This window comes from Mesorhizobium sp. Cs1321R2N1 (assembly GCF_037179725.1).
Taxonomy (GTDB): Bacteria; Pseudomonadota; Alphaproteobacteria; order Rhizobiales; family Rhizobiaceae; genus Mesorhizobium; species Mesorhizobium salmacidum.
This window is the reverse complement of record NZ_JAPYKP010000197.1, coordinates 1-7,939: the sequence shown is the minus strand read 5'-3', so window position 1 is coordinate 7,939 and position 7,939 is coordinate 1. Positions and strand designations below refer to the sequence as shown.

The 7,939-nt window shown below is 63.1% G+C and carries 8 protein-coding genes; 7 read left to right on the top strand and 1 reads right to left on the bottom strand.

All coding sequences use genetic code 11. The annotated features are described in order from the left end of the window. Window positions 1–57: 57 nt before the first annotated feature. On the bottom strand, window positions 58–825 hold the full coding sequence (locus O7A61_RS29550; RefSeq protein ID WP_337132756.1) for an MgtC/SapB family protein: 768 nt from the start codon (window positions 823–825) through the stop codon (window positions 58–60). 250 nt (window positions 826–1,075) lie between these two features. Here O7A61_RS29550 and O7A61_RS29545 point away from each other — a divergent pair, with 250 nt between their 5' ends. The 7 genes from O7A61_RS29545 to O7A61_RS29515 form a co-directional block, all read left to right on the top strand. Beyond that, window positions 1,076–2,050, top strand: a complete 975-nt coding sequence (locus O7A61_RS29545) for a sugar-binding transcriptional regulator (RefSeq protein ID WP_027142217.1) — start codon at window positions 1,076–1,078, stop codon at window positions 2,048–2,050. A gap of 45 nt (window positions 2,051–2,095) precedes the next feature. Continuing rightward, window positions 2,096–3,541, top strand: coding sequence for an ABC transporter substrate-binding protein (locus tag O7A61_RS29540; RefSeq protein ID WP_027142218.1), 1,446 nt, complete (start codon window positions 2,096–2,098; stop codon window positions 3,539–3,541). Window positions 3,542–3,701: 160 nt separating this feature from the next. Then, entirely contained in the window at window positions 3,702–4,625 is a 924-nt protein-coding gene (locus tag O7A61_RS29535) for a carbohydrate ABC transporter permease (protein ID WP_027142219.1), read from the top strand. Between the two features lie 9 nt (window positions 4,626–4,634). Continuing rightward, the gene (locus tag O7A61_RS29530; RefSeq protein WP_027142220.1) at window positions 4,635–5,492 is read left to right on the top strand and encodes a carbohydrate ABC transporter permease; all 858 of its coding nucleotides are present in this window, start codon (window positions 4,635–4,637) and stop codon (window positions 5,490–5,492) included. Between the two features lie 2 nt (window positions 5,493–5,494). Further along, window positions 5,495–6,613 (top strand): ABC transporter ATP-binding protein, encoded by a 1,119-nt coding sequence (locus O7A61_RS29525; protein WP_337132755.1) that lies wholly within the window; start codon window positions 5,495–5,497, stop codon window positions 6,611–6,613. Then, window positions 6,610–7,734, top strand: coding sequence for an ABC transporter ATP-binding protein (locus O7A61_RS29520; protein ID WP_337132754.1), 1,125 nt, complete (start codon window positions 6,610–6,612; stop codon window positions 7,732–7,734). The genes O7A61_RS29525 and O7A61_RS29520 overlap by 4 nt, the downstream gene beginning before the upstream one ends. Beyond that, on the top strand, window positions 7,734–7,939 hold a 206-nt coding region (locus O7A61_RS29515), incomplete at its 3' end, for an FGGY family carbohydrate kinase (RefSeq protein ID WP_337132753.1). The genes O7A61_RS29520 and O7A61_RS29515, both read left to right, overlap by 1 nt.

Below are 7,939 nucleotides of genomic sequence, written 5' to 3'. Positions count from 1 at the left end.
ATCCGTTCCCACTGATCCTCTCGAAGCGCATCGCAGTCCATCGCTGACCTCCAAAAATCAGCGTTGAATCTGATTTGCCCTTCCTTGGGAATCCCAACCCGTTAAATCGTCACTACGCCCTAGATCAAATCGCTCGATCTCGCATTCGCGGCTGACCAGCGTCAGGATTTCCGTTGAAGGTTCGGTCGCATCGGACTGTCTCCATTCGAGATTGAACGAGTACACGAAGCGGTCGCGGCTGATGTCATGCTCCATCCTGGCGAGGCGTGCGCCATAACCGAGCGGCCGCACCATCTCCTGCAGGTCGGGCGGTGAACTTTTTGGCCAGGAAACCGACAGGATCGCATGGTGGTCGCGCGGAACCTTGAGGTCCACCCATTTCAACACCTGAAGCGTCAGCAGCGTCAGCACGGTTGCAATTGCCGCAAGACCGAACTGATCGCCGCCAAAGGCAAGCCCGATCATCGTCATGATCCACATGGTGGCCGCGGTGGTGACGCCGGTCACGAGGTCGCCGCGCCGCAGGATGGCGCCGCCGCCGATGAAGCCGACGCCGGTCAGCACGCCGAGCGGCAGACGCAGCACGTCCATGCGGGCGAAGAAATCCATTCCCTTGCCCGTCGTATCAAGCAGCAAGTTGGCCTGGATCATGGCAACAGCGGCCGCAAGGCCGACCAGGATGGTCGTCCGAAGCCCGGCGGTGTGGCCGCGCGCTTGCCTGTTGAGGCCAATGAGGAAACCTGCAACCACCACAAGCAGCAGCCGTGCGACAAGATCGGGCCACGTCGGATGAAGCGGCATATCGCAGCAAAGCGGCTCGAACATCGTTCTGTCGGGCGGCGCCGGCGCTCCGCCTCTCCTGCTTCCCCGGGGGTTCTCGGCACCGCTCGGCGCCCGATGTTCCTTGCGGCTCGCCGGCGCGCCGCGACTTCGGGCCGTCGATGTAAGAACCTCTTCGCCCTCCCGAAGTTCCCGCTGGCCAACCGCCACGCGATTCGAAAGGTGGCGCTTGACTTCGGTTCCGGCATGTGAAAAATTTTGCAGCAACTGATAAAAATATCACCGGGACGGAAACGTGGTTGGTTTTGGAAACGGCCTTTCGCGGGACGATGATGCCAGCATGGCGGCGCGCGCCGCGTGGCTTCATTACGCCGGCGGCCTGACCCAGTCCGAGGTCGCCAAGCGGCTGGGGCTGACCAGCCTCAAGGCCCACCGCCTCATCACCAAGGCCAACCAGGAAGGGCTGGTGAAGGTCTATATCGACGGCGAAGTCTCGGAATGCGTCGAGCTCGAGGACGAATTGTCCCGCCGCTACGGCCTCGATTATTGCGAGGTGGTCCCGGATTTCGATTCCGAGGATCTGCCGCTCAAGGCGCTCGGAATAGCCGGGGCGCAGTTCCTCAAGCGCGAGATCGAACGCGGCGAGCAGGCGCTGATCGGCGTCGGCCATGGCCGCACGCTCGCGGCTTGCGTGGAGTACCTGCCGCGCACCACCACCGACCGGATCCGTTTCGTCTCGCTGCTCGGCGGCCTGACACGGAAGTTCTCGGCCAACCCGCATGACGTCATTCACCGTCTCGCCGAGCGCACCGGAGCCGAAGCCTATGTGATGCCGGTGCCGATGTTCGCCAACACGGCGGAGGACCGCATCGTGCTGCTGGGCCAGAAGGGCATCAGCGAGGTCTTCGATCTCGCCAGATCCGCCGACCTGCTGTTGGCCGGCGTCGGTACCGCCGAGCGCGAGGCTTCGCTGGTTGCCACCGGCATGATCGAGAAAGGCGAGATGGAGGAGATCCGCCGCAATGGCGGCGTCGGCGAATTGCTCGGCCATTTCTTCGACGACGCCGGCAAGGCGGTCGCGACCACCGTTTCCAACCGGGCGCTGGCACTGGCGCGCGAGGATATCGCCAGCCGCCGGATCGTCGCCGTCGCCGGTGGCAAGATCAAGGTTCGCGCCATCAAGTCGGTGCTGGAGGGGCGCTATTTGAAAGGCCTGATAACAGACGAGCGGACGGCGCGATCGCTCGTGGAAGAGACGCCGGTCGGGTAGCCGGCAACGGTTCAGTTGAAACTACCCTGTGGAGGAGAAGACCAAATGCATGAGAAAGAGAAAGACCTCATAGACGCCTTCCTGCGCGGACAAGTCGACCGTCGCGGATTGATCAAGGGCCTTGGAGCGATGGGCCTCGCCGCCGGCACCGCCGGCACGCTGCTCAACCTGGGCCAGACCCGCGCGCTTGCCGCGGACTTCGACTGGCAGGCACATAAGGGCAAGACCATCAAGCTCTTGCTCAACAAGCATCCATACGCCGACGCCATGATCGCCAATCTTGAGAACTTCAAGAAACTGACCGGCATGAACGTCGTCTACGACGTATTCCCTGAAGACGTCTATTTCGACAAGGTGACGGCCGCATTGTCGGCGAGCTCGCCCGAATATGATGCCTTCATGACCGGCGCGTACATGACCTGGACCTATGGCCCAGCCGGCTGGATCACCGACCTCAACGAATGGATCAAGGATCCGGCCAAGACCAACCCGAACTATGCCTGGGACGACTTCCTGCCAGGCGTCAGGAATTCCTGCGCCTGGAACGGCAAGCCGGGCGGAGCTCTGGGATCGGAAGATGCCAAGCAATGGTGCATTCCGTGGGGGTTCGAGCAGAACAACATCACCTACAACAAGGCGATGTTCGACAAGGCGGGCGTCAAGGTCCCCGGCAATATGGACGAGATGGTGGCCGCTGCCGCCAAGCTCACCAAGGATGTCGGCGGCGGCGTCTACGGCATTGGTGTGCGCGGCTCGCGCTCCTGGGCGACCATCCATCCGGGATTCCTGTCGGCTTACGCCAATTTCGACCAGAAGGACCTGAATGTGTCGGCCGACGGCAAATTGTCGGCCGCCATGAACACCGCCCAGTCCAAGGCTTTCCACAAGCAGTGGGTGCAGATGATCCAGGAGAGCGGCCCGAAGGACTGGTCGACCTACACCTGGTACCAGGTGGGCACCGATCTGGGCGCCGGCGCCTCGGCGATGATCTTCGACGCCGATATCCTCGGCTACTTCATGAATGGCGGCGACAACAAGATGGCCGGCAAGCTTGCCTTCGCCGCCTTCAAGGCGAATCCGGAGGCCAAGGCACCAACGCCGAACATCTGGATCTGGTCGCTGTCGATGTCCAACTTCTCCAAGGACAAGGACGCCACATGGTACTTCATGCAATGGGCCTCCGGACCCGAGCATGCGCTGTTCGGCGCCACCAAGATGGATTTCGTCAACCCGGTCCGGCAGTCGGTCTGGAAGGATGAAGCTTTCCGCGAGAAGCTGAACAAGAGCTATCCGGGCTATGTCGAGATGTTCGACGCCTCGGCACCCGGCGCCTCGATCAAGTTCACGGCGCAGCCGCTTTTCTTCGATCTCACCACCGAATGGGCGGCGACGCTGCAGAAGATGGTGTCCAAGGAAGTGCCGGTCGACGAAGGCCTCGACAAGCTGGCCGAGAGCATCAACGGCCAGCTCAAGGAAGCCGGTCTCGGTTAAGTCGCAACGAGGGCCGGCCTGCTTGGCGGGTCGGCCCTCGTCATACCTTTTCATGTTTGCGATGCGGTGCCGAAAGGTGACCGCTATTTCGCCCGACCGGCCGCCTTGCTCCCTTGGGCGGCCGGCAGGGGCGAAGCGACAGCAACAACGGAGCAGCTCGATGACTGCGGTGGTATCGCACAGGCTCAAGCCATCCGGCTTCAGGATCAGCAAAAGGGTGTTGCCCTATGTGCTCAGTCTGCCGGCCTTGCTGGTCTGCATCGGCATCCTGATTCCGTTCCTGACCTCGGTGGTCTATTCGTTCCAGCGCTACCGGCTGAGCCAGCCCTGGGCGCGGCAGTTCAACTGGGGCGACAACTACATCTCCTTCTTCACCGATCCGAAATTCTGGAACACGCTGAAGGTCTCGCTGCTCTATGCCGGCACCACCGTCGTGCTGGAACTGCTCTTGGGCCTCGCCATCGCGCTGCTGCTGCAGAAGCGCTCGACGCTGAACAACTTCATCTCGATCATGCTACTGATGCCGCTGATGACGGCGCCGGCGCTGGCAGCGCTGATGTGGAAGCTGATGACCAATCCCGGCTTCGGCGTGCTGAGCTATCTCGCCAGCCTCATCGGGCTGCAGGATTTCCGCTGGGCCTCGTCGCCGTCGACGGCGCTGTTAACCGTCGTGCTGGTCGACATCTGGGTCTACACGCCCTTCATCATGATCCTGCTGCTCGCCGGCCTGCGCAGCCTGCCGACGCAGCCCTTCGAGGCGGCGGCACTCGACGGGGTGCCGAGGAGCTTCGTCTTCTTCCGCATCACCCTGCCGATGCTGACACCCTACATCCTGACGGCGACGCTGTTCCGCCTGCTCGATTCCATCCAGCAGTTCGATATCATCTACGCGATGACGCAAGGCGGCCCGGGCGACACGCTGACCGTCTTCCAGGTCGAGGCCTATCTCAACTTCTTCCAGTCGACCAATGTCGGCCGCTCGGCGGCGCTGATGATCATCCTGTGGGCGATCACCTATTTCCTCTCCAACATCTTCATCAAGAACTGGCTCAGGCTGCGCGAACGCGCCCGCGGCCAGGCATAGGAGGCGGCGATGGAACATACCTCGCTTCTCGAACGCATCCTGCGCGGCGTAGCACTGACGCTGGTGGTGATCTTCTTCATGTTCCCGATCGTCTGGATCTTCATGATGTCGTTCCAGACCAACGAGACCATCCTGCGCATCCCGCCGCAGCTCATCTTCGAACCGACGCTCGCCAATTACACCGCGCTGATCACCGGCAAGCTGATGACCGCCGCCGGCACGCTCGACATCGCCTTCATGCGCAATCTCTGGAATTCGGTGTTCCTGTCGGTGACCTCGGTGGCGGTTTCGCTGCTGCTCGGCGTGCCGGCCGCCTACGCCTTCGCGCGCCACAAATTCCGCGGCTCGGAGGACATCGCATTCACGCTGCTGTCGTTCAGGTTTGCGCCGGCACTTCTGGTGCTGCTGCCGCTGACCCTCTATTTCCAGAAGCTCGGCCTGGCCAACACCTATATCGGGCTGATCTGGGTCTACCAGCTGATCTGCCTGCCGTTGATCCTGTGGATCGTGCGCGGCTATTTCGAGGATATCCCGGCTGACATCGAGTATGCCTACCGCATTGGCGGCCATTCCTGGTTCGCCACCTTCCGTAAGATCGCGCTGCCGCTCGCCGGCCCTGGCATTGCTGCGGCCGGCCTGCTCGCCTTCATCTTCGCCTGGAACAATTTCGTCTTCGCGCTGGTGCTGGCTTCGGCCGACAAGCAGCCGGTGACGGTCGGCGCGCTCGCCTTCATCACCTCATCCGGCATCCAGTACGGCCAGATTTCGGCGGCCATCGTCTTGTCGATCACGCCGACACTGGCGCTCGCCCTTTACGCACAGCGCTATCTGGTCGAAGGCCTGTCGCTCGGCGCGGTGAAAGGATAGAAATGGCCAGCCTCGAACTCAGAAATCTCGTCAAGCGCTATAAGAGCCAGACCGTCCTCGACAATTTGTCGCTGACCGTCGCGGATGGCGAAACGCTGGTCCTGTTCGGACCCTCGGGCGCCGGCAAGACTGTGCTGCTGCGCCTGGTCGCCGGGGTCATCGATCCGGACGAAGGCAAGATCCTCATCGGCGGCGAGGACATGACCGATGTCGACGCGGAATTCCGTGGCGTCGGCATGGCGTTCCAGAATTTCGCGCTGTTTCCGCATATGAGCGCGTTCGACAACATCGCGACGCCGCTCGAGGCCAAGCGCTCGTCGCAGAGCGCGATCAAGGCCGGCGTCGAGAGCGTCGCCAAACTGTTGAAGATCGGCCATGTGCTGAGCCACAAACCACGCGCGCTGTCCAACGGCCAGAAGCAACGCACGGCCCTTGCCCGCGCTTTGGTCGGTTCGCCGCCGCTGCTGCTGCTCGACGATCCCTTGCGAAACGTCGACGCCAAGCTGCGTTTCGAGATGCGGCTGGAACTACCCAGGCTGCTTGCCGATCGCGGCGCCACCGTCGTCTACGTGACCCAGGATTACAAGGAAGCCATGGCGCTCGGCGACCGTATCGCTGTGATGTCGCAAGGCGTCATCAGGCAGCTCGGCACGCCCGAGCAGATCTATCGCGAGCCGGCCAACATCGAGATCGCGCGGCTGTTCGGCGACCCGACCATCAATCTGCTCGACGTCAAGCCCGCGCGCGATGGCAGGGGAGGCTATGTCGGCCTGTCCAATGTGCAGGTCCATCTCGCCGATGTTCCCGAGACCGCCATCGGTCGCGACTGCATCATCGGGCTGAGGCCCGAGGCGCTGCATTTCGTTGGCGAAAACGGGCCCGGCGCCATTCCGGTGACGGTCGAGGCCGAGACGCCGCTCAACGAAAAGATCGTCACCCTGGTGCGCACCGTTCGCGGCCGTGAAATCCTGGTCTCGCGTCCGGCCGGAACGCCGGGCCGCAGCGAAGGCAAGGCCCATATCGTCGTCGACGGCAAGAGCGCCTTGCTGTTCGACAGGGCGAGCGGTGAGCGCATGGGCGCGAAGAACATCGTCAATCTGCGCAGCGGAGAAGCGGCATGAGCGCCAGCGCACTTACCATTTCCGGCGTCGACAAGTTTTATGGCCCGATCGACCGCGGCGTTCACGCCGTCAAGAACCTGACGATGGAAATCGGCAAGGGCGAGATCGTGGCGCTGCTCGGTTCGTCCGGCTGCGGCAAGACCTCGACGCTGCGCATGATCGCCGGTTTCGAGGAGGTCTCGCGCGGCACGATCGCGGTCGCCGGCCGCAAGGTACAGACCTTGCCGCCGGTCAGGCGCAATGTGGCGATGGCCTTCGAGGGCTACTCGCTCTATCCGCCGCTCACCGTGCGCGAGAATATGGCCTTTGCCCTCAAGGCCGCCCGGCTGCCCAGGAGCGAGGTCGATGCCAAGGTCGCCAGCATCGCCAAACTGCTGGAGATCGAGGACATATTGGAGCGCTATCCCAGCTCCATTTCGGGTGGTCAGCAGCAGCGCGCCAGTCTTGGCCGGGCGTTGATCCGGGAAGCCGACCTGCATCTGCTCGACGAGCCGATGGGGCAACTCGAACCGCAGCTTCGCGCGGTGCTGCGCGGCCGCATCAAGCATTTCATCAAGGAGCGCGGCCTGACCGCGATCCTGGTCACCCACGATCAGACCGAGGCCAACGCGCTTGCCGACCGCATCGCGGTGATGGAAGGCGGCGTGCTGCAGCAGTTCGACACGCCGGACCGGCTCAAGGAGCGTCCGGCCAACCTGTTCACCGGAACCTTCGTCGGCGAACCGCCGATGAACGTCTTCGAGGCCTTTGTCGGGACCGCCGCCGGCCGCATCAATCTGCGGCTGCCCGATGGGCTGTCGCTCGACTATGACAAGGACGCCTTCAGCGCTCCGGTGCGCGATCAACTGCTCAGCCGCGAGCGGGTGGTCATCGGCATCAGGCCTTACGCGGTCCGGCGCTCGAAGGAAGGCGTTCCGGCCAGGGTCTCTGCCAACCAATGGCTCGGCGACCAGACCCACATCGCCGCCGATTTCGCCGGCGGCTCGCTGGTGCTGGTCGAGCATGACCGCACCCGGCTCGACCTCGGCGCGCCCATCAATGTCAGCATCGATCCGAAAAACCTGCACGTCTTCGACCAGGCGAGCGGGATGGCCATCTCGCACGGCATGGAGCTCGCGTGATGCGCGACATACTGATCGGCATCGATGCCGGCACCTCCGTCATCAAGTCCATCGCCTTCGACACGAAAGGCCGCCAGATCGCGGCCGCGGCGACGCCGAACCATTATGTGACGTTGCCGGGCGGCGGCGCCGAACAGGATCTGGCGCGCACCTGGGCCGATGCCGCCACGACCCTGCGCCAGCTCGCCGACAAGGTGCCCGATCT

Coding starts and splice junctions, on each gene's coding strand:
- O7A61_RS29525 (WP_337132755.1), top strand. CDS start 5,495: ATGGCCAGCCTCGAACTCAGAAATCTCGTCAAGCGCTATAAGAGCCAG.
- O7A61_RS29530 (WP_027142220.1), top strand. CDS start 4,635: ATGGAACATACCTCGCTTCTCGAACGCATCCTGCGCGGCGTAGCACTG.
- O7A61_RS29550 (WP_337132756.1), bottom strand. CDS start 825: ATGTTCGAGCCGCTTTGCTGCGATATGCCGCTTCATCCGACGTGGCCC.
- O7A61_RS29535 (WP_027142219.1), top strand. CDS start 3,702: ATGACTGCGGTGGTATCGCACAGGCTCAAGCCATCCGGCTTCAGGATC.
- O7A61_RS29520 (WP_337132754.1), top strand. CDS start 6,610: ATGAGCGCCAGCGCACTTACCATTTCCGGCGTCGACAAGTTTTATGGC.
- O7A61_RS29540 (WP_027142218.1), top strand. CDS start 2,096: ATGCATGAGAAAGAGAAAGACCTCATAGACGCCTTCCTGCGCGGACAA.